This is a genomic window from Plantactinospora sp. KLBMP9567 (genome assembly GCF_033446045.1).
GTDB lineage: Bacteria > Actinomycetota > Actinomycetes > Mycobacteriales > Micromonosporaceae > Plantactinospora.
In genome coordinates, this window is the sequence record NZ_JAWQRR010000006.1 from 287,815 (window position 1) to 313,040 (window position 25,226).

Consider the following 25,226-nt stretch of genomic DNA (forward strand, 5'->3'; position numbering starts at 1 on the left):
CTGCTCGGGACGGCGGTGGTGCCGGCGGCGTGATCAGAAGCAGGTGATGACAACCTGGGTCCCTGGCGGCACCGGAGTGTTCTCGTTCGGGTTCTGGATCCGGACCGTCCCGTTCGGGTTGAACTGCACCGCGACGGCCAGACCCTGGCCCTCCAGGAGCTGCTTCGCCTGCTGGCAGGGCAGGTCGACCACCCGGGGCATGTTGACGGCCGGCGGGCCGTTGCTGACGTCGACCTTGATCTGCGCGTTCTTCTCCACCCCGGCGCCGTCCTGCGGCGTCTGCGCGATCACCTGGTCCTTGGGCTTGTCGGAGTCCTTGTACGACTCGGTCAGCTCGAGGCCGAGGTCCTTGACGATGTCGCGTACCTCTTTGATGTCCTTGCCGACCAGGACCGGGACGCTGATCGGCGCCTTGCCCTTGCTGACGATGACCGTGATCTTGTCACCGGGCTTGACCTCGGTGCCGACCTTCGGGCTGGTGGCGATCACCACACCCTCCGGCAGGTTGTCGTTGTAGCGGTCGGTGCCGCGGACCAGGACCAGGTTCGCGTTCTCCAGGTCGAGCTGGGCCAGGTCGAGCGTCTTGCCGACCACGTCCGGCACCGGGAAGCGCTCCGGACCGAGGGACAGGGTGAGGGTGATCGTGCCGCCCCGCTGGATCCGGCTCGTCGGCTCGGGATCCTGGGCGAGCACCTTGTCCTTGGCGATGTCCTCGCTGTAGCGGGGGTCCGCGTACTTGACCACGAAGCCCGACCGTTCGGCCTGGGCCTGCGCCTCCGTCCCGGCCAGCCCGGCCAGGTTCGGCGCCTCGGTGTAGCGGCCGAACGCGAACCACCAGCCGGTCATCCCGATGACCAGGGCGAGCGCGACCACGGTCACCACGACCGAGGCCCGACCGGCGAAGAGCCGCCCGCCGACCTCGCGGACCCGGTCGAGGAGATCGGAACCCGGGCCGGCCGCCGCGCGGCGGCGGTGCGGGGTGGTGCGTTCCCGGGGCTGTTCGGGCAGGCGGGCCCAGGCGGGACGGTCGGTGGGGCGTACCGACGAGACGACCATGGTGGGCTGCTGCACCGCCATGGTCGGCTGGTCGACGGCGGGGATCTGCCGCAGTACCGCCGTGTTGGCGTTGGCGACGGTGCCGAGGTCGTCCCGGACCACCTGGACCCCGGCCTGGAACGCGCCCGCGTCCGTCGGCCGGGCACCCGGGTCACGCCGAGTCGCCCGGCGGACCAGCTCGTCGAGGACCGGCGGCAGGCCGGGGACCAGCCCGGAGGGCGGCGGTACGTCCCGGTCGACGTGCTGCCAGGCGACGTCCACGGCCCGGTCACCGTCGTACGGGACCCGGCCGGTGAGCATCTCGAAGAGCACGACCCCGGCGGCGTAGACGTCGGTACGCGGGTCGGCGCGGCCCTCGGTGACCAGCTCCGGTGCCACGTAGGCGACCGTCGCCATCAACTGGTTGCCGCCCTCGGTGTCGGAACTCGCCTCGACCGCCCGGGCGAGCCCGAAGTCGGCGACCTTCACCACACTGTCGACGAGGTTGGCCGCGCCACCGCTCGGCGCCTCGGCGACCAGCACGTTCTCGGGTTTCACGTCCCGGTGTACCAGACCGGCCCGGTGCGCGGCGCCGATCGCGGCGAGCATCTGCTCCAGGATCGCGAGCGCCTCGCTCGGGTTGAGCCGCTTGCGCTCGGCCAGGATCTCGCGCAGGGTCCGGCCCCGGACGTACTCCATGACGAGGTAGGGCAGGCCGCCATGGGTGCCCTGGTCGTAGACGGCCACCACGTTCGGGTGGGTCAACCGGGCGATGGTCTTGGCCTCGTCGGTGAACCGCTCCAGGAACCCGGCGATCTGCACCTGCGCGGCCTGCGCCTGGTTCGGATGAATGATCTTGATTGCGACCGTACGGTCCAGCCGCTCGTCGATGGCGGTGTAGACGGTCGCCATCCCACCACGGGCCACGCGACCGCGGATGCGGTAGCGTCCGTCGATCAGCGAGTTCAGCAGCGTGTCGGCGACCTGTATGTCCATCGGCAGGCAGTCTATGTCTCCAGGGGGCGGCGGCAGAACAGGATGCCACAGCCGACGCCGAAGCGAAAAGTTCGTGTCGCCCGTTCCGCGCTTGGCGGAGATCGCTTCGGCCGGATTTGCCGGTGTCGTCCGGCTCATTCCGGCTGAGTCGTCCGGTTCAGCCTAGCCGAGTGCGCCAGCCTCGCGGGGAGCCGTTCGTCCGGTCCCGGGGGCGGCGTGGCAAGGTGAGCGGGTGACCGAATCCTCACCCGTCGACCCGCAGCCGACCGAGCCGGCCGGCTGGCTGAGCCTCCCGGATGTTGCCGAACGCCTCGAGGTGTCGATCAGCAAGGTGCACCAGATGATCCGGGACCGGGAACTGCTGGCGGTCCGTCGGGACGGAACCCGGGTGATTCCGGTTGAGCTGGTGGCGAACCGGACCGTACGCAAGCACCTGCCGGGCATCCTCACCCTGCTGCACGACGCCGGGTACGACGACGAGGCGGCGCTGCGCTGGCTCTACCTGCCCGACGACACCCTGCCGGGCACCCCGGCGGCGGCACTCGGTGACGACCGGGCCCGCGAGGTCAAGCGCCGGGCCCAGGCCACCGGCTTCTGAGGCGGGTCTCGCCGGATGGAGCGATTCGCCTACCTCGCGGTGCTCGCCGGGTGCGTCGGCGCCGCGCTGTGGCTGGAGCCGGTCCTGCGGGTCAACGTGTTGCGGCGGTGGCGGCGGTTGCTGCTCACCCTGCTACCCGTGGTGGTGCTCTTCGCGCTCTGGGACCTGGCCGCGATAGCCGCCGGGCACTGGACCTTCGACCCGGAGCAGACCACCGGGGTACTGCTCCCCGGCGGGCTGCCGTTGGACGAACTGCTCTTCTTCGTCGTCGTACCCTGCTGTGCCATCCTCGGCTTCGAGGCGGTTCGCGCGGTGCTGCGCTGGCCGGCCGGCGACGAGGCGCCGTGAGCTACACGGTGGCCACCCTGCTGGGGGTGGCCGGCGCCGTACTTGCCGACCTCTTCGTGCTGCGTACCCGGCTGCTGCGCCGGCCGGTGTTCTGGGCCACGTACCCGATCATCGTGTTCTTCCAGTTGATCTCCAACGGCATCCTGACCGGCCGGGGCATCGTCCGGTACGCCCCGGACGAGATCATCGGCTGGCGCCTGGCGTACGCGCCGGTGGAGGACCTGCTGTTCGGCTTCGCCCTGGTGCTGCTGACCCTGGCCGTCTGGGTCCGGCTGGGCCGGGCCGGCGTGCAGCGAACCCCGGCCGCGGGCGAGGGCTCCCCGCTGCTCCGGGTGGTCGACCGGAAACGATCGGACCGTCGGCCCCCGGCACCGCTAAAGCGGGATCGCTAACGGTCCCGGTACCGCTGGAGGGGGATCGCTAACGGTCCCGCCGTCCCTGGAGCGGGAGCGGCAACACTTCCGCCTCGGCTTGACCGAGACCGTTGACGGGGTCGACCGTCAGCCCCGTCGCCGGGACCGCCGGTTCCGGTACGCCACCCCGGCCAGGACCAGCAGCAGGGCCACGTCGAAGAGGGCACCGGGCAGCTTGGTGAGCACGGCCAGCCCGAGCCCGCTGGGCAGCACCAGGAAGCCGAGCACGACCACCGCGACGGCCACCCGGTGGACCCGGCGCCGGACGGACAGGCCCGCCGCGAGCACGGTGACGGCGATCAGCCCGTACCAGGGGTAGAAGATCGGGGAGAGCAGGGCCAGGGCGGTGAAGGCCAGGCCGGTGATGGTCACCAGTCGACGGCGGGCGCGGGTCGGGTCGGGTGCCGAGCCGGCCCGCCCGGCCCGGACCAGCAGGATCGCGAGCGTCCCGGCCAGCGCGACGAGGCCGAGGAGTCGGGCCGCCGCCACCGCGTCGTCGACCGCCTCCGGGCGTCCGGCGAGCCGCAGCAGATATCCGACCGCCATGCCCAGCCCGGTGGGTACCGAGGTCCACTGCACCAGCCGGCCGGTGTCGGAGAGGGCGGAGATCCAGCCGAGGTCGAGGCCGGTGGCCAGAGTCACCCCGGCGAACGCCAGGACCGCACCGGCCAGCCCTCCGGCGGCCGACAGCGCGAGCAGCCGGCGATCGAGGAGTACGCCCGGCGAGCGTGCCCACCATGCGGGCGGTCGCCTTCCGGCCCCGCTGGCCCGCTCGTCATGCGGCATGCAGGCGGTGCCGACGGCGCCGGCAGAGCCCGGGGCGGGACCGGGCCGGACGGTGGCGAGCAGCAGGGCGAACGGCAGCGCCACGATCGCGGTGACCTTGATCGCGACCGCCAGCCCGAGCAGTGCGCCGGTGCCGAGGCCGGCCCGCCCGGCGCCGAAGGTCGACGGCCCGCCGGCTGCCAGGGACAGCGCGGCCAGGACCAGCCCCAGCACCAGGGCGTCGTTGTGCGCTCCGCCGAGCGCGTGGACCAGGACGAGCGGGGAGACCAGACCGAGCCAGGTGGCGTGGACCGGGTCGACACCAGCCGCCCGGGCCAGCCGGGGCAGGCAGCCGGCGACGAGTATGACGCCGGCCAGCGCCTCGGCGCGGAGCAGTGCGATCGCGACCAGCAGTTGGCCGTCGGTGGACGTGGTGACCGCCCGGGCCACCGCGACCGCCCCGCCGGCCAGGGCCACCGCCAGCGGCCCGTACGGGGTCGGGGTGTCCCGCCACAGCGCGGGTACGGCATCCGACCAGACACACCCGCCCGGCAGGACGCCGACCGAGTACGGGTCGACACCGTCGAGCCAGAGTGCGCCCTGGCAGGCGTAGGCGTACGCGTCCCGGCTCCCGACGGGGGGCGCGACCAGCAGCGGAGCCGCCCAGAGCAGCCCGGTACCCAGCAGCCAGCCCAGCGGCACGCTCGCCGGCTCGCGCCGCACCCGTACGCCGAGCCGCCACCAGATGCCCGCCAGCGCCACCAGCCCGGTGACCCAACCGCCCAGGCCGAGCCAGTATCCCCAGGTGGGCGGCACCGGCGCCGCCTCGGCGGCACCCGCCGGCAGTGCTCCCGCCGCACAGGCGCTGGCCGCCAGCGTCGCACTGGCGGCGAGCCCTGCCATCCGGAGCCGGCTGGGCCGATCCGGGGCGGGCGTTGCGACGGGTCGCACGAGACCAGCATCTCCAGTCGCCGGTACGCCGGACGGCCGGTTTCGCCCGGGAGGCCGGAAAGACGGGCGGTCAGGACCGGGGAACGGAACCCGTCACCACGGGGAGAGCCGGTCGCGACGGGGGCACGTGGAGGAGAGCCGGTCGCGACGGGCGCCGGTGGAGGAGAGCAGGTCGCGACGGCAGAGGGGGCGGCTTTCGTGCCCTGCCGGCTCAGTCCTTCCCTGTCGGCTCAGTCCTTGCGGCGGGTAGCCACGACGGCGAGGTCCACCAGTACCTCGCGGGCTTCGGCCTCCAGATCGACGCCGACCAGCGCCGCCAGCGCGGTGTCGGTGAGCGTGGCTATCCGCCGCTCGGTGCGGTCGAGTGCCCCGCTGCTGGTGATGATCTCGCGCAGGACCTCGATGCCGGCCCGGTCTAGTCCGGGGTCGCCGAGCCGGCGGTCCAGCAGTTCCCGTCCGGCCGGGGTGGTCGCCTCCAGGGCTGCCGCCACCAGGTAGGTACGTTTGCCTTCCCGCAGGTCGTCCCCGGCCGGCTTACCGGTCTGGCCGGGATCGCCGAATACGCCGAGTACGTCGTCCCGGAGTTGGAACGCCTCGCCCAGCGGCAGCCCGTACCCCGAATACGCGGCCCGCAGCTCGGCGGGCGCGTCGGCGAGCGCGGCGCCGAACAGCAGCGGTCGCTCGACGGTGTATTTCGCGGACTTGTACCGGGCGACCTTGCTCGCCCGGTCGACCGAGGCGTCCCGGGTCGCCTGGGCGAGCACGTCCAGGTACTGCCCGATGGTGACCTCGGCACGCATCTCGTCGAAGACCGGTCGGGCCCGGCTGACCACTATCGGGTCGAGGCCGCTGTCGTGCAGCAGCTCGTCGGACCAGACCAGGCACAGGTCGCCGAGCAGGATGGCGCTGGACTCGCCGAACCCGTCCGGTTCGCCGCCCCAGCCGGCCGCCCGGTGTTGAGCGGCGAAGCGGCGGTGGATCGACGGCTCGCCGCGCCGCGTGTCGGACCGGTCCATCAGGTCGTCGTGGATCAGGGCGCTCGCCTGCACGAACTCCAGTGCGGCCAGGCCGCTGACGATCTCGTCGGAGTCGAGCCCGCCCGCCCCCCGGTAGCCCCAGTAGCCGAACGCCGGCCGCAGTCGCTTGCCGCCACCGAGCACGAACGCCTCCAGCGCGTCGGCGACCGTGGCGAGCCCGTCGTCGACGCCGGTCATCCAGGCACGTTGTCTGACGAGGAACCGGGCCAACGAGTTGTCGACCCGCCGGCGCAGGCCAGCGCGGTCGACCGGTGGGACGGGGGCGGATGCGGTCACGCCATGACGCTAGTGGATCGACCATCCGAGTGTGTGGTGCGGCTACGCCACCAGCTTCGGGCCGTGGCCGGCGTCACCGACTCATCCGACTGTCCGCCCTGCTCGCAAGCATGATCGATCCGCTTGCTGCCGATGCGGCCCACCCCTTCCGGCAGAGAGGTTGATCGATGAGTACCCGGCGGCGGAGCCGCCGACGATCAGCCGGGCGTGCCCCGCCACGCCGGCTGAAAGATCGGCTCATGGCCGTCCGGCACCGGCTCACGGTCATCGGCTCGGGGCATCCGGCGTGCCTCGGGCGACGCCGGGAACGGCTCATCGCCGTCCGACCCGCCCCGGTCGACTGGACGGGCGTATGAGGTCATCCGGCCAGAGCTGCCGGCGGTGCCGCGGGCAGGTAGCGACGGGCGGCTGCCGCCAGCGCCGCGTGCCGTCGGCCGGCAGGCTCCGTCCGGTACGCCGCGAGCCGCCGGCCGACACCGGCCAGTTCGGCCGCCGCCCGCGCCGACCCGGACCGTACGGTGTCGAGCAGCGCCCCGTCCGCCACCTCAGCGGCCCGTTCCCACTCGCCCAGGTCGAGATAGGCGCGGGCCAGCCAGGCGCCGTAAACCGCCGCCGTCCTCGGCTGTCCAGGTCGGGTCAGCGCGGCGCGGAGCAGCGGCTCGGCACGCAGCGGGCGGCGTAGCGAGGCAAGGCAGCGGCCGGTCATCGCGGCGAATTCGCCCTCGTCCAGCCAGTAGAGCCAGGCCGGTTCCCGGGGCGGCTCGCGTCGTCCGGCCGCCCGCTCGGCGGCGCGCAGCGCGGCGTACGCGGGCCGGTGCCGCCCGCACCGCGCCGCGCCGAAGGCGATCCGGTGCAGCAGCAGCGCCCGCAGCCCGGCCGGGGCGGTACGCCGGGCGCCGAGATATCCGGTACGGGCGAGCAGCAGGCCGCCCCGGGCGTCGCCGAAGGCGCTGAGCAGGTGGCTCGCCGAGCCGAGTATGTGCGCGCCGAGGCTCCGGTCACCGGCACCGGCGGCGGCGGCCAGCGCCAGCCGGTAGGCGCGGAGTGCGGCACCGACCTTGCCCGCGTCGGTGTGCAGCCAGCCGACGAGCTGCGCCGCCTCGGCGACCAGCGGCAGTGCCTGCCGCCCGGGGCGGCCGGTCGCGCACCGCGCCGTCGTCAGGGTGAGCCGGCCGGCCGGGGACGACAGGAGGTCCTCTCCGCCCACTAGGTCGTCGAGCCGCCGCACCCCGGCGACCCCGGCCGCGTCGAGGGGCAACTCGGGCGCCTGCTCGCCAGCCCTTCCCGACCGGCCCGAATCCATCCACGCCGGCCCGCCGGAGACCGCTCGGATCGGTTCGACCGAGACCACTCCGGTCGGTTCGACCGAGGTCGCTCGGATCGGTTCGACCGGGATGGTGATCGTCGGTCCGACCGGCCCGTCCGGATCGGTGAGCCAGGCGTGCGCGGAGGTCAGCAACTCCTGCCGGGCCCGGACCACGCCCGGATTTCCACCGTCTCTGCCCTCTCCGCCGCCGGCCGTCGTGGGCCGGCTCGCGGCGGCCGCGACCGCCAGCTCTTCGACGGGCACTTCGAGTACGGCCGCCAGCCAGTTCAGCCAGAACTTGCCGGGCACCCGCTGCTGCCGCTCCCACCGGGACACCTCGTGCCGGCTGACCGTCGGTACGCCGGAGGCGGCGCAGAGCTGCTCGGCCACCCGGAGCTGGCTCCAGCCTCTGGCCAGGCGCAACTCTGTCAGCAACGTGCCGAGTGAACCCGGCCCGGCGCGGCGGCGGGACGCGGAGTCGTGCGGGTGGTGTTCGGGTCGGGGCATGGGCGGTCCTTCGACGGGTGACGATCTGACGAACCTGCTGCTGACCCCCGCGCACGACCCCAGACCGGCGAACCGCCCTCCCTGCGCGGCTCAATTCCTACCGGCTGGGTACGACGTTCTGCCCCGACATCTCATCAACTCGGGTCGTGGCGTGGTCGTGACTTCTCACCGTGTCGGGGACTGCGGACCTCGGTCGGTCCAGGCAACGAATCTCGCGAACATCTCGGCCAGATTGGGATCCCTACTCGGATTCAGCGCGTTCAGATCGGTCATCGCCTCGTGGAGCACGGCCACCATGAGGATCGACAGGGCAGCCGGCGCGAGTTCGAATTCGCCCCGGAGGAGCAGGCGTGCCATCGGACATGGCCACGGTGCGGCGCAGGTGCGGCAGAGCCAGAGCGGCCGAGTCGGTGGATGTGGATGGATTTGAGGTGGCAGGCGGTCGAAGACGGGCGAGTGGTTGGCCGGAGTCATACCTCTAAGGTGCCCTCTGCCGTTGACCTTAGTCAAGGGATGGGGTCAACGATCTAGCGTCCGTGGTGTGGAGCCTGAGCTTGTCGGAGCACACGAGATCCGTGTCATGCTCGGCGGCATCAGCAAACAGCGAGTGCACGTGATTACCAGCCACCGCAACTTTCCCGAGCCGTACCAAGAACTGGTGATGGGGAAGGTCTGGCGCAAGTCAGATGTCGAGGCGTGGATCCGGCAGCACCGCCCTGACCTGGTCACGGACTGAACGCCCGCCTGCGGTCCGGTTCGGGGTGCGGTTCAGGGACGGATGGGGATCATCCCCGATCACGCCACCGCGCCACCGACCTAGCGTCGGAGGGCATGTCCGCTTCCGTACGTCAGACCGATGATCCTCGGGGCAGCCGGATACCGACTCGGTGGACCCGACCGGTGCAGAACCTGACCCTCGTCTGCTCGCTTCTCTTTCTGGTCGGCACGGCGCTGCAGAACTTCGTGATCATCGACCTCCGGGCGATGGAGGAGATGATGCGGCTGGCCGGCTCGACCGAGGCGCAGGCCCACGCCGACGCGCCCGGCTTCCTGACCGGGTTCCGGATCGTCGGCTGCGTCTACCTGGTCGGCAACGCCGTCGGCCTGCTCGCCAGGACCGGACGGGCCTGGGTCTTCTGGACGGTGCTGGCCGTGAACGCGACCCAGGCGGCCGGACTGGTGATGATCCCGCCGGAGGTCTTCGAGGCCACCCGGGACCGGTTCGGCGTGCCGGGGTTGCTGCCGTCGTACGTCACGGACGGCGGTGCGGCGGTGCTCACCGTCGTACTGCTGGCGGCCCTGGTGCGGTACCGGCGGCCGTGGGCGTACGCGAGGACTCCGGCACCGTAGCTCCCCGCCCCGCAGCCGGTACGCGTGCTGGCCCCGGGGGCCAAAGTGCTGGCCCCGGGGCCAGTGGGCTGGCCCCTCCCCGCTGGCCCCTCCCCGCTGGCTCCTCCCCGTCGGCCCGATCCGCTGTTCGATCGGAGGCGACGGCCACCGTCGACCGGTACGCCTCCCCGAGGCACCGGCCGGCACACCGGTGACCGTCGATTTCGATCGACCGCCGAGGAGTGCCGCCGTGCACACCGAATTGCCGTTCGACCCGGAGAACCCGCCCGACGAGCCGCCGCCGGAGGTGGTGCAGCCGATGGCCTGGCGGCTGGCGGTACGCCTGCACCGGGAGCACAGTCCGCTGCCGGCCGGGCCGGCGGCCCCGGTCTCCGGCCCGGCCGGGCCGAACGTCTGCCGCGCCTGCGCCGATCCCTGGCCCTGCCACGGCAGGCAGATCGCCGTACGCGGACTGCTCGCCGCCTGTCGGACTCCCGACGCCCATGGTGATCCTTAGATGGGATAAGAAAAGCGGACTCCGCACCCCGAACGGGACCGAATGGTGCAAGACCGAGCCGGCCCGACCGGTAGAGTCGCGGCGTGGCGCTCGGTCTTCCCTCTGTCCTCCCCGACTCGCGGCCGTCGATCGGGGACCTCGTCCGTGGTCCCGCGCCGACCTTCTCGTTCGAGTTCTTCCCGCCGAAGACGGAGAAGGGCGAGCGGCTGCTCTGGCAGGCGATCCGCGAGCTGGAGTCGCTGCGCCCGTCGTTCGTCTCGATCACCTATGGTGCCGGCGGGACGACCCGGGACACCACCGTCGCGGTGACTGAGCGGGTCGCGACCGAGACGACCCTGCTGCCGATGGCGCATCTGACCGCGGTCAGCCACTCGGTCGCCGAGCTGCGCAACGTGATCGGCCGGCTGGCCGGTGCCGGGGTGCGGAACGTGCTCGCGGTGCGCGGCGACCCGCCGGGCAACCCGATGGGCGAGTGGGTGCAGCACCCGGCCGGCGTACTCTATGCCGAGGAACTGGTCCGACTGGTCCGCGAGGCGGGCGACTTCAGCGTCGGGGTGGCGGCGTTCCCGTACAAACACCCTCGGTCGCCGGACATCGCCACCGACACCCGGTACTTCATCCAGAAGTGCCGGGCCGGGGCCGACTTCGCGATCACCCAGATGTTCTTCGACGCCGACGACTATCTCCGGTTGCGCGACCGGGTGGCGGCGGCCGGCTGCGACACCCCGATCCTGCCCGGTGTCATGCCGGTCACCCAGCTCAGCACGATCGAGCGTTCCCAGCAGCTCTCCGGGGCGCCGTTCCCGCCCGCGCTGGCCGCGCAGTTCGAGCGGGTCGCCGACGATCCGGAGGCGGTCCGCCGGCTCGGCGTCCAGCAGGCCAGCGAGATGTGTCGCCGACTGCTCGACGAGGGTGTGCCCGGCATCCACTTCATCACCCTCAACCGGTCGACCGCGACCCGCGAGGTATGGCAGAGCCTCCAGGCCGGCGTCGGAGTCTGAACGGATGCGGCCCGAGCCGGTGCCGGGCCCGTGCGGCGGCATCCGACGCCAGGCCGGCCCCGCCGTCGACCCGGATCCGGCCCCGCAGGCGCGACCTGGGCCGCCGTCCGACGGTTGAGCCAGCGTGGGCAACCGGTTGACGTGGGACGAGTACGCCGACAAATGGGCGCGGCTGCACGGCGGCTTCGACCCCCGGATGGCCACCACCTCGGTGCGCCGCTGGCTGCGGATGTCGTACGTCCTGGGCTGTTTCCTCGCCCGGCTGCACGTGTCGCCGACCGCGGTGACGGTGCTCGGGGTGCTGCTCTGCATCGGCGTACCGGTGGCGGTCGGCCAGTCCCGGCCGGGGCCGGTCGGGCCGCTCCTGGCGGCGGGGTTCGTGCTGCTCGCCGCCGTGGCGGACAGCATCGACGGCGCGGTTGCCGTGGTCACCGGCCGGACGACCCGGCTCGGGTACGTCTACGACTCGCTGGCCGACCGGGTCGGCGAGGTCCTCTGGCTGATCGCCTTCTGGCTGGTGGGCGCCCCCGGTGTACTGGTGGTGGCCGCCGGAGCGCTCTCCTGGTTGCACGAGTACACCCGGGCGCGTTCGGTCTCGGCGGGGATGAAGGAGATCGGCACCGTCACCGTGGGGGAGCGGCCGAGCCGGGTCAGCGTCGCCGTGGTGGGACTGCTGGTCGCCGGGGTGGCACATCTGATCATGCCGGAGCTGGCGGCCGGCACGATCACCGTGGCCACCGCGATCTGGGTGCTGCTCGGCTTCTTCGGCATGGTCCAGTTGCTCTCGGCGGTGCGCCGGTCGCTGGACACCGGCAAGGAGCCGGCGGGCCGGGGGCCGGGCGGTAGTGCGCCGGTTGGGCAACCGTCGGCTGCCGGTCGGCCGGTCGGGGTGGAATCCTCCGGTCGGCAGCCGATCGGGGAGGAGCCGACCGGCACCGATGTCCCCGGCAAGGAGTTGGCCCGCCGCGAGCCGACCGGAGTCGAACTGAGCCGCCGCGAGCCACCCGAGTGACGGCGGCGAGCCACCTGGATGATGGCCGCGAGTGACGGTCGCGATCAGGCCCGGCCGATCTCGCCCGCGACGATCTGCGCGGAGAGTGCCACCAGCGGCAGTCCGCCGCCCGGGTGGGTGGAGCCACCGACCAGGAACAGACCACGGGCCGGACCCCGGTTGGCGGGCCGCAGCAGCCCGCCGACACTGCCGTGGATCGCCCCGCCCGGGGCGCCGGCCGTGCTGGCCAGGTCGTCCGGGGTACGCGTCTCGCGGAAGACCAGCCGGTCCCGCACGTCCACACCACGGTCGGCGAGGACTTCGAGGACCCGGTCGGCGTAGGCGTCCGCCAGCCCCGGCCGGCGCCAGTCGACCCCGCCCAGCGTCCGTCCCTGCCGGGGCGCGTTGACCAGTACGAACCATGCCTCGTGCCCGGCCGGCCGGACCAGTGGATCGTCGGGCACGCTGACGAACACCGTCGGGTCGGCCACCGGGCGGGCCGGTACACCCCGGCCGGGGTCGCCGAAGACCGCGTCGAACTCGGCGTCGTAGTCGGCCGGAAAGAAGACGTTGTGGTGGGCCAGCCCGGATTCACCGCGTACTCCGAGCAGCAGTACGAAGCCGGCCAGGCTGCGGTCGGTCAGCCGGGCCAGCCGATCCGGGGTCGGCAGCAGGTCCCGGTAGAGGGTCAGCGCGTCGGTGTTCGCCACCACGACGTCCGCCGGTACCGGGTTGACGGCGCCGGCCAGCCGTACCCCGTGCACCCGACCGCCGGCCGCGTCGATGCCGGTGACGGTACTGCCGGTCGCCACCACCACACCCAGGTCGAGGCAGCGGGAGAGCAGCGCGTCGGCGAGGGCGCCGAGCCCGCCGCGCGGATACCAGCCGCCGAAGGTCAGTTCGGCGTACGGGATGGCGGCGAGCGCGGCCGGTGCCCGGCGCGGATCGGCGCCGGTGTAGGTGGCGTACCGGTCCAGCAGCATCCGGAGCCGGGGATCGCGCAGGTGGCGCCGGCCCAGGTCGCGCAGCGTCCGACCGGGGGCGATCGCGGCCAAATCACCGAGCCGCCAGGAGAGCTTCGCCAGGTCCCGGGGGGAGTCGACGGGCCGGCGCAGCACGTCCCGCCAGGAGGCCGTCCAGACCCGCTCGGCGCGGCGCCACAGCCGTCGCCAGTCGTCGGCGGACTCCGCGCCGAACCGCTCGGCGATCCGGGCCGCGAAGACCTCGGGATCGGCGCACGAGTCGAGCACCGTTCCCGGACCCGCCCGGCCCGGCGCCGGCCTGTCCACCGCCGGCCCGTGCAGCGGTGGTTCGATCGACGACGGTGGGAAAACGTGCCGGACGATCGGGTCCAGCGGCATCAGGTCGAGGTACTCGTCCAGTTTGGCGCCGGTCGCCTCGAACAGGTCGGCGAAGACCTGCGGCAGGGTGAGCAGGCTGGGACCGGTGTCGAACCGGAACGTCCCGACCGGCGTCTCCCGGACGTACCGGCCGAGTTTGCCACCGACCACATCGGACCGCTCGTAGACGGCGACCTCGTGACCGAGTGCCGCTAATCGGGCTGCGGCGGCCAAACCGCCCACGCCCGCGCCGATGACGACCACCCGACTCACGTACGCCCCCTCGTCACGGTCAACCGCCGTCGCCGTACCGGTGGCCGGAGCGGCGCGCGGGTGCGTACCCGTCGCCGGCTCGGCGCGCCGACCGTCCCCTCCACGGATCAGCGCACCGGTCGGCCCCGCCAGGTGAGCCGCCCCCGCCTTCGCAGATGGTACGACCGGAAGGTGAGCCAACCGAGGACCGCGACCGACAACGGATGTGTCAATGCGTCCGGCCAGCCCCGGCCGCCGGTCGCCCGGGCGCTGACCAGGCGTCCGAGTACCCCGAGCAGATAGCCGAGCAGCGCCGCCAGGGCAGCCGTCGGCGCGCCGGCCAGTGCCGCGCCGACGGCGAGCAGCGGCGGCACGGCGTACAGCAGGAGCAGCAGGAGCACGACGGCGGTGGCGCCGGCCGGCGACCCGAACGCGGCCCAGAGCGACTTGGTGTAGCCGTCCCGCAGCTCCGGCCAGGAGCCGTACATCCGGCACTCGGCCAGCCGGGAGCCGTCGGCCAGCGCGATCCGCCCGCCGGACCGCTTCACCGCCCGGGCCAGCTCGATGTCCTCCAGCACCCGGTCCCGGACCGCCGCGTGCCCACCGGCCCGCCGGTAGCCGGCCCGGTCCAGCACCATGAACTGGCCACCGGCGGCGGCCAGGCTCGGCCGGGGCGAGCGCTCCATCGCCGCCAGCGGCAGGAAGGTCAGCCAGAGCCACTGCAACAGCGGCTGGACCAGCCGCTCACCCGGCGAGCCGGCCACGATCCGGGGGTACGGGGAGAGCAGCACCGCCGAGGCCGACCGGAGCGTGTGCACGGCGGCGGCGACCGCGTACGGGCCGAGCATCACGTCGGCGTCCACGAAGACCAACACCTGCGCCCTCGCGTCGGCCCGGTCGGCGAGCTGCTGGCAGGCGTACGGCTTGCCGAGCCAGCCGGGCGGTGGCGGCGCACCGCCGAGCAGGCGTACCCGGGGATCGCCGGCCGCGACCGCCCGGACCACCTCGGCGGTGCCGTCGGTCGACCCGTCGTCGAGCACCACGATCTCCAACTCGGGTACGCCCCGCTGGGCGAGCAGCGCCCGCAGGCACGGTCCGACCCGGGTCGCCTCGTCGCGTACCGGCAGCAGCACCGCGACCGGCTGGTCGGTGCGGGCGGCGCCGGGCGGGGGACGGCGCAGCCAGCGGGTGGCGTTGAGCCAGGCGTGCCCGGTCAGCAGCCCGACCACGGCGGTCAGCGCCCAGCCCAGCAGCGTGCCCGTCATGCCGGCGGTCCGACGGCGGTGGTCGGTGCCCAGCCGGGCGGCGTGCCGGTCATGCCGGCGGTCCGACGGCGGTGGTCGGTGCCCAGCCGGGCGGCGTGCCGGTCATGCCGGCGGTCCGACGGCGGTGGTCGGTGCCCAGCCGGGCGGCGTGCCGGTCATGCCGGTGCGGTGGCGCCGCTGCGGGACCGCCGTCGCCGTCGGGCCAGCCGCACCGCGAGCGGGCCGGCGACGACCGCCATGGCCAGCCCACCCCAGCCGGCCGAGGCGGGCAGGCCGAGGAAGACCGCGTGCGCGAGGATGCTGCCGGCGTAGGTCCAGAGGTAGAGGGCGTACATCGGGGCGTCCCGGACGGCGGCGAGCCCGGCGGTCCGGCCGGCGACCGGCCCGAGCAGCGCCATCAGGAGTACGGCGACGAGGAGCCAACCGAGGTAGTTGCTGACCGGGACGTCCGGTACCCCCGGCAGGGCCGGATCCGGGTCCCGCCAGCTCCAGTAGCCCTCGGCGACCATCTGCGGATCGAGGAACAGGTCCCAGCCGGCCAGCCCCACCGCGGCCAGCCCGATCCGGGCCGCACCGGGCCGGGTCAGCCGGACCGCGGCGAGCCAGGCCGGCCAGGCCATCCAGGTCCAGGCCAGCGGGATCACCAGCGGTACCCCGGCCAGCTTCGGGCCCAGCACGCCGGAGTAGGCGTACCCGCCGAACGGCACGCCGGTGGCCAGGCCGAGCGACTCGACCGCCAGTCCGCCGCCGGTGGTGACCAGTACCAGCCCGACGGCCACCCGGGGACCCCGGGTGAGCAGGGCGTGGCTCACCGACAGCAGCCAGCCGAGACAGACCGTGGCGACGGTCAGCCGGGCCCGCTCGGCACCCCCGGTCAGCGGATAGCCGATCTGGGCCAGCACCAGTACGCCGAGCAGCAGCCAGCTCAGCCGGCCGGCAGGAAGCCCTCCGGCGGTCGTCGCTCCGGCGGTCATCGCTCCGGCGGGGGCAGCGGCAGGTCCCGGCCCAGCACCGCGAAGGCCCGCTCGTCGCCGGGGAAGCGGAAGTCCCGCAACACGTCGACGAAGCCGAACCGTCGGTAGAGCCGCCAGGCCCGGGAGGTCCGCTCGTCAGCCTCCGGGGTGGAGAGCAGCGTCGTGCTGCCCTCGGCCATCCCGAGCAGGGCCCGGAGCTGGCGGGCACCGAGCTGGTGCCCCTGGGCGGCGGTCCGGACGTGCAGTTCGACCACCTCGAAGCAGTCCTCGAACCACGTCTTGCGGGCGTCGCCGGAGAGCGCGTTGTAGACCTGGTCGTGCCACCACTGTCCGGGCGCGGAGAGATATCCGTAGCCGAAGCCGACCAGGTGACCGGTGGTGCTGAGGGTGGCGACGGCGCGGAACCCCGGCCGGCGTACGTGGGTCGCGATGTAGCCGCGACGGGCCTCCAGCAACTCGGCCCGGTATCCCATCGCCTCGCCGTAGACCGACACCACCTCGTCGAGCCGCCGGGCGAGATCGTCCGGTTTCCACGGCACCAGCCTCATGGTCGTCCGCTCCTCACTACCTGGCCGGTGTCGGGCTCCGGGGCACCGCCGGAACCGACCCAGCCGAGCACCGCCGGGTCACCGGCGAGATTCCCCACCTCGAACCGCGCGAACAGTTCCTCGGCGTACCAGCGTTGGCTGGTCGTACGAGCGATGGCCGCGCGGTGCTCGGGGGAACGGTACGCGAACTGACGCAGGTACGTCGCGTTCCGCCACACGCTGACCGTGCCCTGCCAGCCGAGCGGCGCCTCGCCGATGCCGAACCGGGCCAGCAGGCCGGGGGCGTCCCGCAGCGCGGTCGCGACGGGCGGGACGGCCCGCCAGAAGGTGCCGGCCCGCAGCGGTCGCAACCGGGCCCGGGTGAGCGCCAGTACCGGCCGGTCCGGTGCGGCGCCCGCCGCTGCGCCGTCCCGCCCGGATCGGGGTACGCCGACGGCGGGCTCGACTCCGGGTCGGGGTACGCCGACGAACGGCTCGGTTCCGGGCCGGGGTACGTCGAACGGTTCGACTCCGGACCATCGGCCCCGACTGGCCAGTGGTCGCAGGTCGAGCCGGGCGCCGGCCAGGGCCACGCGTCGCCAGGCCCGGCCCACCGGGGTCTCGTCGAATGCGGCGGCCCGCTCCGGGTCGGCCCAGACGACCAGCGCGGCCCAACGGGTCAGGTCGGCGTCGGTGGGGCCGAACCCGGTGCCCGTCCCGGTCCCGAGCAGCTTGCCGAACCGTACGCCGGGAAGCGCCCGCAGCCGGCGCCGGTCGACGGCCATCCGGGTCAGCGCCCGGGGCAGGGCGCGCGGAGGTACCCGCCAGACGTGCAGGGTGACCAGCCGTACCGGGGTCGGGTTGCCGGGCGGCCCGGGCGTGCCGTGCCCGGTCGTGTCGCGGTCGGGTCCGCTCACGCCACCTGGGCGGGGCTGCCGGCGGTGATCCGCAGCAGCTCGGCGAAGGTGGTCGGGAAGACGGCCCGGGGCACGCCGCCGGCCGCCCAGATCTCCGGAAAGTCGGCGAGCGCGGTGTCGACCAGGGTACGGATCGGCTTCGGGTGCCCGAGCGGGGCGACTCCACCGATCGGCTGGCCGGTGTGTTCCCGGACGAACTCCGGGCTGGCCCGGCGCAACGCGGGCAGCCCGAGGTCGGCGGCGACCCGGGCGGTGTCCACCCGGTGCGCCCCCGAGGTGAGCACCAGCAGGGGATCGCCGCCCGCGTCGAAGATCAGCGAGTTGGCGATCTGGCCCACCTCGACACCGAGGGCCGTCGCTGCGGCGGCCGCGGTGTGCACCGCCTCGGGCAGGATCCGGACCCGGCTCGGCGCGGCGGAGCCATCGCGGCCGCCTGCGTTGTCCAGCGCGTCCTGCACCGCCTGCACGTTGGGATGTGGCTGCATGAGCTCTATCTTGCCTGCCGGGTCGCCGGTGTCGTGCCTGCCTCCCGGCGTCGGCGACGTCCCGCCGGCCAGGTCGCCGGTGTCGGGTCGCCCTCGGCGGGGCCGACCGCCTCGCCGGTGACGTCGCGACCGGTCGGTCGACCTGACGAGGGTGGTCCGGACGGAGCGACCGGTCGGTCGACCTGACGAAGGTCGTACGGATGAATGACCTTCGGGCAGGGCCGGCGGGGGAAAGGAACGACTACGTTGATCCGCTATGACTGTGTTGCGGCGGATTCTGCTGGTGGTGCCGATGCTCCTGCTCGCCGGGGCGGCGATGGCCCTGCTGGCTCCGGGCGGACTGGGCGATCCGCGGCCGCGGGTGGTGACCGACGGGCCGTCCGCCGAGGCGTACCGGGGGATGGTCGGACACGCCGGTGAGCTGCCCGGCTGGCTGCACGGCCTGGGGGAGTACGCCGCCGCCGGTGGCCTGCTGGTCCTCGCCGGGCTGCTGACCCGGGTCGGCTGGCTCGGCTGGCGGCGCAGGCGTACCCCCGACGCGCTCGGCGCGCTCCTGGTCGGCCTCGGCACGGTGCTGGCGTACCTGGTCAGCGAGGCGGTGAAGCTGGTCGTCGACCAGGAGCGGCCGTGCCGGGCGTTCGCCGACGTGGTGACCTGGGTGTCCTGCCCGCCGGTCGGAGACTGGTCGTTCCCGAGCAACCACTCGACCCTGGCCGGTGGGCTGGCGGCCGGGCTGGTCCTGCTGGCCCCCCGGCTCGGTTACGTGGCGGTGCCGGTGGCCGCGGCGGTGGCGGCGCTGCGGGTGGTGGCCGGGGTGCACTATCCGCACGACGTGGTCGCGGGGCTGCTGCTCGGCGCGGCGGCCAGCGCCGCACTGTTGATCGCGCTCCGCCCCGCCTCCCGTTGACCGCCGGCCCGGACGCTCCGGCGGTCGACGGCGGGCCGGTCAGGCGATCCGGCGGATCCGGCGGACGGCCAGACAGACCAGGAGTACGGCGGGAGCGACGAAGATCCCCGTCTCGATGCCCTGGAACAGCCAGAACCGGTCGGCGGGCTGATGGAGCTGCCAGTTGTACGCCCCGGGCCCGACACCGAGCCTTCGCCGCAGCCGGCGCCCGGCCCGGTGGGGTTCGGTGGGCACTGGATCGAGCCGCCGCTCATCACCAACTCGCCGTCGGCGTTCCGTACACCGCTGGCGGGTCAGCGGGGTGCCGCGACCAGTTCCGTACACCGCTGGCGGGTCAGCGGGGTGCCGCGACCACGTCGGGGGCGGGAACGGGCAGGGCGTCGGCCGGCGTCCTGGCGATCCGGGCCGTCTCGGCGAGGGCGACGCCGGCCAGTACCAGCAGGCCGCCACCGAACTGGGCGGCGTTGAGTGCCTCGCCGGCACCGAGCACGATCCAGGCGACCGTGGCGGCGATCACCGGCTCGACCATGCCGAGGATGCCGACACTGGTCGCCGGCAGGTGCCGCAACGCGCCGGCCACCAGCAGGAAGGGCAGGATGGAGCCGAGCAGGACGACGTACCCGCAGAGCAGCGCGACCGGCACGCCGCCGCTGGTCCCGGCCAGCGGTGCCCAGCCACCGGTGCCGTCGGTGACCGCCCGGGTGAGCAGCCCGGCCACGGCGGAGGCGCCGAACGCCCAGGTGGTCAGGGAGAGCGTGTCGTGCCGCTGTACGCCCCGGGCGCCGAGCAGGTAGTAGCCGGCCAGCAGTACGGCGGCACCGAGGCCGGCGAGTACCCCGAGCGCGTCCAGTTTGAGTTCTCCCCAGACCTCGGCCACGCAGGCCAGTCCGGCGAGGCTCGCCGCCAGCCCGACCCAGAGCCGGGGGCGTACCCGCTGGTGCTGCCCGAACCGGGCCCAGAGCGCGACCAGCAGCGGAGCGGTGTACTCGAACAGCAGCGCGATGCCGACCGGCATCCGGGAGATGGCGACGAAGTAGAGCATCGGGGTCAGGAAGAACCCGGCCAGGCCGTAGACGACCAGCAGCGGCAGCTGCCCCGGGGTGATCCGGAGGCGGCGGGCGCCGGGCCGGAGCAGCAGGCTCAGCGCGAGCAGCCCGGCGAACGCTCCGGCGGCCCGGATCAGGGTGAGCTGTGCGGCCTCGATGCCGGCCCGGAGTACCAGCTTGGAGGCGGTGCCGTTGACGGCGAACAGCACGCCCGAGGAGAGCACCATGGCCACGCCGAGGGCAGGTCTGCGAGTCGTCACCGGGAGAGGGTAGCCGGATACCGGTCAGGAGCCGAATAGCTTTTGGTCATTACCACGCCGGTCCCCCTCGACGCCGGGCCGCACTACGGGCCGGGTCGGGGAGGACGTCGACCCCGACGTGTCGGCCGGGCGGTTTCATCCATCGATGACGTTGACTTAATTGAAACGATTCGATACGTTGCCGACGTCGGGAAAGGCCTTTCCGATCCGGCCTGTCCTGCCGGCGCGTCACCTCGGCGTACCGGCTCCGGTGGTTGTCCTGGCGGGCCCCTTCGGACCGTCGTCGACACCGGGCTTTCCCGGCCACCGTTCCCCCAGCTCAGGAGGACCAATGACGCTCACCACCACCAACCGGAGCCCCGACCGCCGGTCACGACGAAGCGGCTGGCGAGCCGGCCTGGTGCTGGCGCTCACGACCACGCTGGTCGGCGCCGGCACCACGGTCGGGCTGCCGCCCGCGGCAGCGGCCAGCGGCGACCACCACGTCTCCCAGCGCAGCGGCAAGGCGGCCGACCTCTCTGATCTCGCCGACTGCGGCAGCGGCTCGTACAACGCCGAGGCGGTGCTGAATGGCAGCACCTGGACCGCCCGCAACGGCGGCAGCACGGTCTACACCGGCAGTGACATGCGCTCCGCGGTGCAGGCCGCGGTGAACAGCCTGTCGTCGGGGCGTACCTCGAAGCAGCGGGTGGTCGTCCGGGGGTCGGGTTCGGTGAGTGCCAACTCCCGGATCTCGCTGCCGAGCTACACGATCCTGGACGTCTGCGGCACGATCAACGTGACCGGCTCCGGCTCCGGCGACCAGGCCCCGGTGTACGCCCGGGGCGCCACCGACATCGAGGTGCAGCACCTCAACCTGACCGGGGCGCCGCTCTACGGCATCTTCATGCGCAACGTGAACAACCTGACGCTGGGCCAGATCGACATGCGGCTCTCCGGCGGTCTCGGGGTGCGGATCGACAACCACGGCGGCGACCGGGCGGTGAAGGTCCGCAACATCCGGATCGACAACGTGTACGTGCAGGGCACCCGCAGCCAGGGCGTGGAGACGTACGGGGTGGACGGGCTGACCGTCGGTACCGTCACCGCCCGCAGCGTCGGCGAGTCCGGACTGCTGCTCAACGACACCATCAACGCCACCATCGGTACGGTCGACGCGGACAACGCCGGCGCCGGCACCGGGTACGCGGCGTTCCGGATGGCCAACCGCAACGGCCGGGTGGGCAGTAGCTACCCGACGAACATCCGGGTCGGCAACGTGATCGCCCGGGGCGGCGGGCGCGGCATCTTCTGCGTCTCGGAGAGCGGCGGCGCGGTGATCGACCGGGTGACCATCTCGAACACCGGCAACAACTCGATCCTGATCGAGAACTGCTACAACGTCACCATCGCCGGGCAGTCCGGGACGGTGACCGGCGGTGGCGAGGTCCGGATCGCGGCGCGCAGCGAGTTCCCGATCTCCTCGGGCATCACCTTCCAGAACCTGACGGTGAGCAACACCAACATCCGGCAGAGCCCCTGCGGCGGCGCCAACAACGTGATCCGGAACGTCACCCGGAACAACTCCACGCTGACCTGGTGCTGACCCGTGCCCGACAACTGCGCCGACGGATCGCGTTCGCTTGCGTTTTTGTCGGTGCCGGGGTGTACTCTCTCCAGTAGTTAGAACGAGTGTTCGATTGGGCGGAGTTCGATGCGAGTCGGCCCGCCGGCCGGATGCTCGGGCTGATGCCGGGGGTGGCGTTCGCGGCGTAACCCCCGAGTGCGGTTTCGCGGACCGCACGGGATCCGGATCCGCGAGTCCGGACCCACCAGGCAGGATCGTCGTTCGCCGCCCACGACCCCCGGGCGGCGGACGACGAACCCGCCGGTTCGGCCGGCCGGGTGTGGTGTGGGGAAGCGTCCACATCCGGCCGGCTACACACCGGTGCGTCTTCCTCCGCAGCCGGCTAGTTCGACGTGGTGCGTCGCCCTCGGCCGCCGCGCTGGCACTGACCAGCGTGGTCGTTCCGGCCGGCAACGGTGACGCCGGTGAATGGGTTGACGCGGAGGAGACAGTCCCATGCCGACCAGCCAGGCTCAGGCGCCGACGGTGCCGTCGCACGTGCTGCCGCACCGCACCCCGGCCCAACTACTGACGATCGCCCGGATGGGGCTGGCGGAGGCCGCCGAGACCCGCCCCGACGGCCTGCGGTACGCCGCCGCGCACCTGGCCGCACTGCGCGCGGCGGCGGCGATGCTCGCCGCCCGGGCCCGTCCCGCACCCACCCGCCGAAACCGGGTCACCAGTGTCTGGGCGCTGCTGGTGGTCGTCGCCCCGGAGCTGGGGGAGTGGGCCAACTACTTCGCCACTGGCGCCACCAAACGGGCCGCCGCCGAGGCGGGCATCCCCCGGGTGGTGAGCGCCCGGGAGGCCGACGACCTGCTCCGCGCGGCCGAACAGTTCGTCGCGGTGATCGAGGTGGCACTCGGGGTGGCGCACCAGCCCGTCCTCGACGGGATCGCCGCCTGACCGCTGTCGCACCGATCGGTAGGGCACACGGCTCGGTAGGGCACACGACGTAGCAGCCGGGGCGCCCGGTCCGCAGGCCGGAGGACCGGTCCGGCCGAGGCTGCGCACGGTACGACGGGTCGCAGGCAGCAAACGGAAACGCGCGGGGGCAGGGGTCGAGATGGCGGGGCGGATGGTGGTCGGTTCCGCCGCCCTGACGGAGCTGGTACGCCCGGCGAGCGGCTCCGACCCGGCCGGCGCACACCGACTGCTGCCGGTGCTGCCCGAGTTGGCCGGACTGCTGCCCAACCGAGGACTGCGCCGGGGCAGCACTGTCGCGGTCGGTCTCGGTCATCCGGCCCGGGGCGGCAGCACCTCGCTGATGCTGGCACTGCTCGCCGAGGCGTCCCGGACTGGATCGTGGTGTGCCGTGGTCGGAGTGCCGACCCTTGGTGCGGCGGCCGCCGCCGACCTTGGCATCGAGCTGGACCGGCTCGCCCTCGTCCCCCATCCCGGCCCGGAGTGGGCGACCGTGGTCGCCGCGCTGATCGACGGGGTCGACGTCGTGGTCGCGGCGGTGCCCGACACGATCTCCGCCTCGGTGGTCAGCCGACTGGCCGCCCGGGCCCGGCAACGTGGCAGCGTGCTCGTCCCGTACGGCCGTTGGGCCGGTGCCGACGTGACACTCCAGGTGATCCGGGGTGCCTGGGAGGGACTGGGGCAGGGCCGGGGCAGGTTGCGCCGCCGGGAGGTGACGATCTCCGCCCGGGGCCGGGGCGCGGCGGCCCGCCCCAAGGAGATCCGGGTCTGGCTGCCCGGCGACGGGTCGACCCGAGCGCGTGCGTCGGCACCGTCGGGGGCGGCGGCAGCGCGCCGAGCCTCGCTCACCGTGGTCGGCAGGGCGGACACGTCGAGAACCGCGGAGGGGTAGGGGCAACCCGAGTCGAACACACGTTCTAAGATCCGCGTAACTGCTGGTCGAGGGAGGTGTGTGCGGTGGCGCCGGTGCGGACGATGCTGCTCTGGTGCCCCGACTGGCCGGTGATCGCCGCGGAAATCGTCGACGGAGTGCCGGCGGCCGCCCCGGTCGCGGTGCTGTACGCCAACCGGGTCGTCGCCGCCTCCGCCTCCGCCCGCGCCGAGGGGATACGCCGGGGTCTGCGCAAGCGGGAGGCGCAGAGCCGCTGCCCCCGGCTGACCGTACTGGACCACGACCCCGGCCGGGACGTACGCGCCTTCGAGCCGGTGGTCGCCGCCGTCGAAGAGGTGGTGGCCGGGGTCGAGGTGATCCGTCCGGGAGCGTGCGCGGTCGCCGCGCGCGGCCCGAGCCGGTACTTCGGCGGCGAGGAGCAGGCCGCCGAGCGGATCGTCGAGCACGTCGCGCAGAGCTGCGAGGTGGAGAGCCAGATCGGGATCGCCGACGGGGTCTTCGCCGCCGGGCTGGCGGCCCGGTCCGGTCGGGTCGTCCCGCCCGGCGGCACCGCCGGGTTCCTCGCCGAGCTGCCCGTCGAGGCGCTGGGCCGGCCGGGGCTGACCGACCTGCTGCGCCGGCTCGGGCTGCGTACCCTGGGCGACTTCGCGGCGCTGCCCGCCGGGGACGTGCTGGCCCGGTTCGGGTTCGACGGGACGCTGGCCCACCGGCTGGCCGCCGGCCAGGACCACCGCCCGCTCGCGGTCCGGCGCCCGCCGCCCGACCTGGCGGTGACCGAGACGTACGACGATCCGCTCGACCGGGTCGACGCGGCGGCGTTCGCCGCGCGGACGCTCGCCGAGCGGCTGCACGACACGCTCGCCGGGCACGGGCTGGCCTGCACCCGGCTCGGCATCGAGGCGGTCACCGCGCACGGCCAGGAGCTGCGCCGGGTCTGGCGGCACGACGGGCTGCTGACCGCGGCGGCGATCGCCGACCGGGTGCGCTGGCAGCTCGACGGCTGGCTGACCGGGACCAGCCGGCGTCCCGGCTCCGGCCGGGCCGGCCCGCCCCGGCCGACCGCCGGGATCATCCGGCTGCGCCTGGTCCCCGAAGGGGTGCTGGCGCACGTCGGCCTGCAACCGGGGCTGTGGGGTGAGACCGGGGCGGAACGGGAGCGGGCACACCGGGCGCTGAGCCGGGTGCAGGGCATCCTCGGCCCCGAATCGGTGCTGACCGCGGTGCTCGGCGGCGGGCGTTCCCCGGTCGACCAGACCCGGCTGGTGCCCTGGGGCGACGAGCGGGTGCCGAGCCGGCCGGCGGCTCCGCCGTGGCCCGGCCGGTTGCCGTCTCCCGCACCGGCGGTCGTGCTGCCCGAGCCGCTGCCGGCGGCGGTCTACGACGCAGGCGGGGAACTCGTCCGGGTGACCGCCCGGCTGGAGATCAGCGCCGCGCCGGCCCGGCTGGAGGTGCTCGTCCCGTCGGCCCGGCCGGAGGCGACCGTTTCGGTGGCCCGGCCGGAAGGGGTCGTTCCGGCGGTGCGGCCGTCGGCCGACGGGCCCGGAGCCGTCGCGGCCGGAGCGCCGGTGGAGATCGTCAGTTGGGCCGGTCCGTGGCCGGTCGACGAGCGCTGGTGGGCCCCGGCGGAAGCCCGACGGCGGGCCAGGTTCCAGGTGGGACTGACCGACGGTACGGCGCTGCTGCTCTCCCTGACCGGCGGCCGATGGTGGGTGGAGGCCGTCTATGACTAGGCGGACCATGAGCGGGCGGGCTGTGACCGGG

Annotated in this window: 25 protein-coding genes and 1 pseudogene; 13 read left to right on the top strand and 13 right to left on the bottom strand. The window is 73.7% G+C overall.

The window, feature by feature from the left end; genetic code table 11:
- Nucleotides 1-33: 33 nt before the first annotated feature.
- On the bottom strand, nucleotides 34-2,031 hold the full coding sequence (pknB, locus tag R6Y94_RS04120; protein ID WP_318394389.1) for a Stk1 family PASTA domain-containing Ser/Thr kinase: 1,998 nt from the start codon (nucleotides 2,029-2,031) through the stop codon (nucleotides 34-36).
- Nucleotides 2,032-2,263: 232 nt separating this feature from the next.
- On the opposite strand from pknB, the gene R6Y94_RS04125 reads away from it, so the two are divergent.
- The 3 genes from R6Y94_RS04125 to R6Y94_RS04135 are packed head-to-tail and all read left to right on the top strand — an operon-like array spanning nucleotide 2,264 to nucleotide 3,369.
- Nucleotides 2,264-2,629 carry an Rv2175c family DNA-binding protein gene (locus tag R6Y94_RS04125; RefSeq protein WP_318394390.1) on the top strand — a complete coding sequence of 122 codons (366 nt, stop codon included), beginning with the start codon at nucleotides 2,264-2,266 and terminating at the stop codon, nucleotides 2,627-2,629.
- A gap of 15 nt (nucleotides 2,630-2,644) precedes the next feature.
- Nucleotides 2,645-2,977: a lycopene cyclase domain-containing protein gene (locus R6Y94_RS04130; protein ID WP_318394391.1), complete on the top strand. Its 333-nt coding sequence runs from the start codon at nucleotides 2,645-2,647 to the stop codon at nucleotides 2,975-2,977.
- Complete coding sequence (locus tag R6Y94_RS04135) at nucleotides 2,974-3,369, top strand: lycopene cyclase domain-containing protein (protein ID WP_318394392.1); 396 nt, start codon at nucleotides 2,974-2,976, stop codon at nucleotides 3,367-3,369. Before R6Y94_RS04130 ends, R6Y94_RS04135 begins: the two co-directional genes overlap by 4 nt.
- Before the next feature lie 108 nt (nucleotides 3,370-3,477).
- On the opposite strand, the gene mptB is transcribed toward R6Y94_RS04135, so the two are convergent.
- The 4 genes from mptB to R6Y94_RS04155 all read right to left on the bottom strand — a co-directional run bounded on the left by mptB (nucleotide 3,478) and on the right by R6Y94_RS04155 (nucleotide 8,589).
- A complete protein-coding gene (gene mptB / locus R6Y94_RS04140) occupies nucleotides 3,478-5,058 on the bottom strand; it encodes a polyprenol phosphomannose-dependent alpha 1,6 mannosyltransferase MptB (RefSeq protein ID WP_318394393.1) in 1,581 nt (526 codons plus the stop codon).
- A gap of 278 nt (nucleotides 5,059-5,336) precedes the next feature.
- Nucleotides 5,337-6,419 carry a polyprenyl synthetase family protein gene (locus R6Y94_RS04145; RefSeq protein ID WP_318394394.1) on the bottom strand — a complete coding sequence of 361 codons (1,083 nt, stop codon included), beginning with the start codon at nucleotides 6,417-6,419 and terminating at the stop codon, nucleotides 5,337-5,339.
- A 358-nt stretch (nucleotides 6,420-6,777) separates the two neighbouring features.
- Complete coding sequence (locus R6Y94_RS04150) at nucleotides 6,778-8,232, bottom strand: helix-turn-helix transcriptional regulator (RefSeq protein WP_318394395.1); 1,455 nt, start codon at nucleotides 8,230-8,232, stop codon at nucleotides 6,778-6,780.
- A gap of 165 nt (nucleotides 8,233-8,397) precedes the next feature.
- Entirely contained in the window at nucleotides 8,398-8,589 is a 192-nt protein-coding gene (locus R6Y94_RS04155) for a hypothetical protein (RefSeq protein WP_318394396.1), read from the bottom strand.
- Between the two features lie 184 nt (nucleotides 8,590-8,773).
- Between R6Y94_RS04155 and R6Y94_RS04160 the strand changes: the two genes are divergently transcribed.
- The 5 genes and pseudogenes from R6Y94_RS04160 to R6Y94_RS04180 form a co-directional block, all read left to right on the top strand.
- Nucleotides 8,774-8,968, top strand: coding sequence for a hypothetical protein (locus R6Y94_RS04160; protein ID WP_318394624.1), 195 nt, complete (start codon nucleotides 8,774-8,776; stop codon nucleotides 8,966-8,968).
- A gap of 164 nt (nucleotides 8,969-9,132) precedes the next feature.
- Nucleotides 9,133-9,582: a hypothetical protein gene (locus R6Y94_RS04165; RefSeq protein ID WP_318394397.1), complete on the top strand. Its 450-nt coding sequence runs from the start codon at nucleotides 9,133-9,135 to the stop codon at nucleotides 9,580-9,582.
- A 229-nt stretch (nucleotides 9,583-9,811) separates the two neighbouring features.
- Nucleotides 9,812-10,078, top strand: coding sequence for a hypothetical protein (locus tag R6Y94_RS04170; RefSeq protein ID WP_318394398.1), 267 nt, complete (start codon nucleotides 9,812-9,814; stop codon nucleotides 10,076-10,078).
- 83 nt (nucleotides 10,079-10,161) lie between these two features.
- Entirely contained in the window at nucleotides 10,162-11,079 is a 918-nt protein-coding gene (metF, locus tag R6Y94_RS04175) for a methylenetetrahydrofolate reductase [NAD(P)H] (RefSeq protein WP_318394399.1), read from the top strand.
- Nucleotides 11,080-11,203: 124 nt separating this feature from the next.
- Nucleotides 11,204-11,884 (top strand): annotated as a pseudogene (locus tag R6Y94_RS04180) (CDP-alcohol phosphatidyltransferase family protein); the annotation flags it as partial.
- Between the two features lie 251 nt (nucleotides 11,885-12,135).
- Here the strand turns inward: R6Y94_RS04180 and R6Y94_RS04185 are convergent.
- The 6 genes from R6Y94_RS04185 to R6Y94_RS04210 form a co-directional block, all read right to left on the bottom strand.
- The gene (locus R6Y94_RS04185; RefSeq protein ID WP_318394400.1) at nucleotides 12,136-13,683 is read right to left on the bottom strand and encodes a phytoene desaturase family protein; all 1,548 of its coding nucleotides are present in this window, start codon (nucleotides 13,681-13,683) and stop codon (nucleotides 12,136-12,138) included.
- Nucleotides 13,684-13,790: 107 nt separating this feature from the next.
- Nucleotides 13,791-14,927: a glycosyltransferase family 2 protein gene (locus R6Y94_RS04190; protein ID WP_318394401.1), complete on the bottom strand. Its 1,137-nt coding sequence runs from the start codon at nucleotides 14,925-14,927 to the stop codon at nucleotides 13,791-13,793.
- A gap of 155 nt (nucleotides 14,928-15,082) precedes the next feature.
- Nucleotides 15,083-15,901: a carotenoid biosynthesis protein gene (locus R6Y94_RS04195; protein WP_318394402.1), complete on the bottom strand. Its 819-nt coding sequence runs from the start codon at nucleotides 15,899-15,901 to the stop codon at nucleotides 15,083-15,085.
- Nucleotides 15,898-16,449 carry a GNAT family N-acetyltransferase gene (locus R6Y94_RS04200; protein WP_318394403.1) on the bottom strand — a complete coding sequence of 184 codons (552 nt, stop codon included), beginning with the start codon at nucleotides 16,447-16,449 and terminating at the stop codon, nucleotides 15,898-15,900. Before R6Y94_RS04200 ends, R6Y94_RS04195 begins: the two co-directional genes overlap by 4 nt.
- Complete coding sequence (locus R6Y94_RS04205) at nucleotides 16,446-17,273, bottom strand: monooxygenase (RefSeq protein ID WP_318394609.1); 828 nt, start codon at nucleotides 17,271-17,273, stop codon at nucleotides 16,446-16,448. Before R6Y94_RS04205 ends, R6Y94_RS04200 begins: the two co-directional genes overlap by 4 nt.
- 68 nt (nucleotides 17,274-17,341) lie before the next feature.
- Nucleotides 17,342-17,830 carry a YbaK/EbsC family protein gene (locus R6Y94_RS04210; protein WP_318394404.1) on the bottom strand — a complete coding sequence of 163 codons (489 nt, stop codon included), beginning with the start codon at nucleotides 17,828-17,830 and terminating at the stop codon, nucleotides 17,342-17,344.
- A 256-nt stretch (nucleotides 17,831-18,086) separates the two neighbouring features.
- Here R6Y94_RS04210 and R6Y94_RS04215 point away from each other — a divergent pair, with 256 nt between their 5' ends.
- The gene (locus R6Y94_RS04215) at nucleotides 18,087-18,737 is read left to right on the top strand and encodes a phosphatase PAP2 family protein (RefSeq protein WP_318394405.1); all 651 of its coding nucleotides are present in this window, start codon (nucleotides 18,087-18,089) and stop codon (nucleotides 18,735-18,737) included.
- 39 nt (nucleotides 18,738-18,776) lie between these two features.
- Here the strand turns inward: R6Y94_RS04215 and R6Y94_RS04220 are convergent, their stop codons facing one another.
- Nucleotides 18,777-18,971 carry a hypothetical protein gene (locus R6Y94_RS04220; RefSeq protein WP_318394406.1) on the bottom strand — a complete coding sequence of 65 codons (195 nt, stop codon included), beginning with the start codon at nucleotides 18,969-18,971 and terminating at the stop codon, nucleotides 18,777-18,779.
- 100 nt (nucleotides 18,972-19,071) lie between these two features.
- Nucleotides 19,072-20,043 carry an EamA family transporter gene (locus tag R6Y94_RS04225; RefSeq protein ID WP_318394407.1) on the bottom strand — a complete coding sequence of 324 codons (972 nt, stop codon included), beginning with the start codon at nucleotides 20,041-20,043 and terminating at the stop codon, nucleotides 19,072-19,074.
- Nucleotides 20,044-20,374: 331 nt separating this feature from the next.
- On the opposite strand from R6Y94_RS04225, the gene R6Y94_RS04230 reads away from it, so the two are divergent.
- The 4 genes from R6Y94_RS04230 (at nucleotide 20,375) to R6Y94_RS04245 (ending at nucleotide 25,195) form a co-directional block, all read left to right on the top strand.
- A complete protein-coding gene (locus tag R6Y94_RS04230) occupies nucleotides 20,375-21,628 on the top strand; it encodes a hypothetical protein (protein WP_318394408.1) in 1,254 nt (417 codons plus the stop codon).
- Between the two features lie 477 nt (nucleotides 21,629-22,105).
- Nucleotides 22,106-22,555: an SAV_6107 family HEPN domain-containing protein gene (locus R6Y94_RS04235; RefSeq protein ID WP_318394409.1), complete on the top strand. Its 450-nt coding sequence runs from the start codon at nucleotides 22,106-22,108 to the stop codon at nucleotides 22,553-22,555.
- Between the two features lie 160 nt (nucleotides 22,556-22,715).
- Entirely contained in the window at nucleotides 22,716-23,465 is a 750-nt protein-coding gene (locus tag R6Y94_RS04240; RefSeq protein ID WP_318394410.1) for a hypothetical protein, read from the top strand.
- A 65-nt stretch (nucleotides 23,466-23,530) separates the two neighbouring features.
- Nucleotides 23,531-25,195 (top strand): DNA polymerase Y family protein, encoded by a 1,665-nt coding sequence (locus tag R6Y94_RS04245; RefSeq protein WP_318394411.1) that lies wholly within the window; start codon nucleotides 23,531-23,533, stop codon nucleotides 25,193-25,195.
- Nucleotides 25,196-25,226 lie beyond the last annotated feature (31 nt).

Coding starts and splice junctions, on each gene's coding strand:
- pknB (WP_318394389.1), bottom strand. CDS start 2,031: ATGGACATACAGGTCGCCGACACGCTGCTGAACTCGCTGATCGACGGA.
- R6Y94_RS04130 (WP_318394391.1), top strand. CDS start 2,645: ATGGAGCGATTCGCCTACCTCGCGGTGCTCGCCGGGTGCGTCGGCGCC.
- mptB (WP_318394393.1), bottom strand. CDS start 5,058: ATGGCAGGGCTCGCCGCCAGTGCGACGCTGGCGGCCAGCGCCTGTGCG.
- R6Y94_RS04150 (WP_318394395.1), bottom strand. CDS start 8,232: ATGCCCCGACCCGAACACCACCCGCACGACTCCGCGTCCCGCCGCCGC.
- R6Y94_RS04155 (WP_318394396.1), bottom strand. CDS start 8,589: ATGGCACGCCTGCTCCTCCGGGGCGAATTCGAACTCGCGCCGGCTGCC.
- R6Y94_RS04190 (WP_318394401.1), bottom strand. CDS start 14,927: ATGACGGGCACGCTGCTGGGCTGGGCGCTGACCGCCGTGGTCGGGCTG.
- R6Y94_RS04195 (WP_318394402.1), bottom strand. CDS start 15,901: ATGACCGCCGGAGCGACGACCGCCGGAGGGCTTCCTGCCGGCCGGCTG.
- R6Y94_RS04200 (WP_318394403.1), bottom strand. CDS start 16,449: ATGAGGCTGGTGCCGTGGAAACCGGACGATCTCGCCCGGCGGCTCGAC.
- R6Y94_RS04210 (WP_318394404.1), bottom strand. CDS start 17,830: ATGCAGCCACATCCCAACGTGCAGGCGGTGCAGGACGCGCTGGACAAC.
- R6Y94_RS04215 (WP_318394405.1), top strand. CDS start 18,087: ATGACTGTGTTGCGGCGGATTCTGCTGGTGGTGCCGATGCTCCTGCTC.
- R6Y94_RS04230 (WP_318394408.1), top strand. CDS start 20,375: ATGACGCTCACCACCACCAACCGGAGCCCCGACCGCCGGTCACGACGA.
- R6Y94_RS04235 (WP_318394409.1), top strand. CDS start 22,106: ATGCCGACCAGCCAGGCTCAGGCGCCGACGGTGCCGTCGCACGTGCTG.
- R6Y94_RS04240 (WP_318394410.1), top strand. CDS start 22,716: ATGGCGGGGCGGATGGTGGTCGGTTCCGCCGCCCTGACGGAGCTGGTA.